The organism is Delftia sp. ZNC0008, from assembly GCF_000799035.1.
GTDB lineage: Bacteria > Pseudomonadota > Gammaproteobacteria > Burkholderiales > Burkholderiaceae_C > Comamonas > Comamonas tsuruhatensis.
The window spans coordinates 1-2125 of the sequence record NZ_JTKZ01000017.1; the positions used below are offsets into that span (position 1 = coordinate 1).

5 protein-coding genes are annotated in these 2125 nt (G+C 69.2%); all 5 read right to left on the reverse strand.

All coding sequences use genetic code 11. The features are described from left to right. On the reverse strand, positions 1–323 hold a 323-nt coding region (locus L995_RS00330), incomplete at its 3' end, for an SAF domain-containing protein (protein WP_047468051.1). Between the two features lie 192 nt (positions 324–515). Next, entirely contained in the window at positions 516–1100 is a 585-nt protein-coding gene (locus tag L995_RS00335) for an A24 family peptidase (protein ID WP_080649882.1), read from the reverse strand. A 2-nt stretch (positions 1101–1102) separates the two neighbouring features. Continuing rightward, complete coding sequence (locus L995_RS00340; RefSeq protein WP_016454539.1) at positions 1103–1279, reverse strand: Flp family type IVb pilin; 177 nt, start codon at positions 1277–1279, stop codon at positions 1103–1105. 109 nt (positions 1280–1388) lie between these two features. Then, positions 1389–1565, reverse strand: a complete 177-nt coding sequence (locus L995_RS00345) for a Flp family type IVb pilin (protein WP_016450680.1) — start codon at positions 1563–1565, stop codon at positions 1389–1391. Positions 1566–1663: 98 nt separating this feature from the next. Next, a partial coding sequence (locus L995_RS00350; protein ID WP_047468054.1) for a TolC family protein occupies positions 1664–2125 on the reverse strand: 462 nt, incomplete at its 5' end.

A 2125-nucleotide genomic window follows, 5' to 3' on the forward strand; every position in this document is an offset into this window, starting at 1 on the left:
CCGCGTAGCGGGGTGCCCGGTGTGAGCGGCATCAGCGTGGTGCGGCCCAGCACGTCGTCGGTTGCGGCAAAGCTGCCCGGCACGGGGGCAGGCAGCTGGGCCAGCTTCACATCGTCGCTGCCGATGCGCTGGCCTGCGGCAATGGCCTGGGCCACGACCACGACGGCGTGCAGCTGGGCCGGTTCGGGGGCCGGCTGCGACGAGGCCGCGGGGGAGGGGGCAGCCACGGGGCGTGCGGGCTGGCTGCCCAGCATCCAGGCAAGGCCCGCAAGCACGATGGCAAGCCCCACCAGCAGTCCGGCAAGAATCTTGGTGAGGTTCATGGCTGGGACTCCTGGTGCAAGGGCGTTGCGACGGTGTTCAGGGCCGGGGGCTGCCCTGGCGCTTTCCTGCCATGGCGGAGAAGCTCCTCCAGGGCAGGAAAGCGTCCAGGCAACGCACGGCCATGGCGTGTGGCGGAGCCGGTCCATGGACGGCGTGGAGGCAGGCAGGTGACAGGCATGGGCATCTCCGGTTCAGACAAGTGGCTGGCTGTGGCGCCAGGCCAGGGCGATGGCCGCAATGGCCATGTAGCCGGCATAGGGGATGGAGCGCTGGGGCTGGCGCGGTCCATCGGTGGCGCCTGCGGGCCGGGGCGTCGCGCCAAGGGGCGCCAGGCGGGCAGTCCAGGACAGGGCCGCGCTGGACAGGGGCAGCCGTGCCTGCAGCCACAGCCCGGTGGGGCTGTCCCGAAGGTGGCGCAGCGACAGAACCAGTACACCGTGCAGGCCGGCCAGCAGGCTGCCGCCGGTCCAGATCAGCAGCAGGTCGAAGCCCCACCCGAACCACAGTCCCGCGACCGCGCCGAACTTGACGTCGCCCGCTCCCATCCAGCGCAGTGCATAGAAAGGAAGCAGTACGGCAAACCCCGCCAGCATGCCGGCCAGCGCGTTCCAGGCCGAGACCTGGAACGGCTGGGCCCCACTGGCCAGTGCGCCAGCGCCTGTGGCCAGGCCGAGCAGCACCATCCAGTTGCGCACGCGGCGGATGCGCAGATCCATGGCCGCAATCGTTGCGAGCCATGTGATGCAGACGCATAGCCATAGCGAGGTCGGCTCCATCTTCAGGGCGCAAGACCTGTGAGCTTGGTGGCCAACCGGTTGAACAGTCCGTTCAGATCGGTGCCCAGCGCGGTGGCGCCCACGACGATGCCCACGGCAATCAGCCCGGCAATCAGTCCGTACTCGATGGCGGTGGCGCCTTCCTCGTCTTTCCAGAAGTTCTTGATCGTTTCGGTCATGTCATGGTCCTTTCGGTTTGCAAGTTGCCTCGGGGCCGGTGGCCGGCATGGCGATCGCGCATCGGGCCGCCCCCTTGCGGGCCCACTCGGATCGCGCCGGAGCCGGCGCTCAGGGCGTGAAGCCGGTGAGCTTGGTGGCGATCCGTGTGAACAGGCCGTTCAGATTGGTGCCCAGCGCAGTGGCGCCCACCACGATCCCCACGGCGATGAGGCCGGCGATCAAGCCGTACTCGATGGCGGTGGCGCCTTCCTCGTCTTTCCAGAAGTTCTTGATGATGTCGGTCATGGCATCGTCCTTTCGGTTGCAAAAGCCCATCGTTGTCGATGGCAGCGGCTGGCGATGGGCCCAAGCCGGCCGCTGCACGGGAACCCCTGCTTCCCACTTCACCACTGCTGTCGCGCGGCGGTGGTTTGAAAAGCGTCTGAAATGGGGCGCAACTGCTGCTCAAGGCGCAGCTGGATTCGTTGGGGCATGGCGCTGGCGGACAGGGTGGCCACGGCAGCGTCCATGGGGTCGGGGCGGGTGCGCGAGGGGGCCTGGCCGGGAGCCATGCCGGGCACCGTGCCGGGCGAGGGGTCCGGCGTGCCGCCACCTGCTGGAATGGGTTTTTGCGTGCTGAACAGAGCGTTCAGCCATTGGTCGGGTGGGTCCTGCGGCAGCAGGCGGCCGGTGGTGCGCGCCAGGCGCAGTTCGTTGATGCGCTGGTCGTAGATGGCGTCGGCCTCGTCCAGCAGCAGGCGCTGCATGTCCAGCTGGGCGTCCAGCACCTGGGCCAGGCTGCCGCGGCCGACTTCGAGCAGGCGCCGGCGGCCCTCGAAGGCGGCGCGCGCCTCGCGCACGGCGTC

Bases quoted from the DNA above. Each gene is read 5' to 3' on its own strand.
- L995_RS00335 (WP_080649882.1), bottom strand. From the start codon at position 1,100: ATGGAGCCGACCTCGCTATGGCTATGCGTCTGCATCACATGGCTCGCA.
- L995_RS00340 (WP_016454539.1), bottom strand. From the start codon at position 1,279: ATGACCGAAACGATCAAGAACTTCTGGAAAGACGAGGAAGGCGCCACC.
- L995_RS00345 (WP_016450680.1), bottom strand. From the start codon at position 1,565: ATGACCGACATCATCAAGAACTTCTGGAAAGACGAGGAAGGCGCCACC.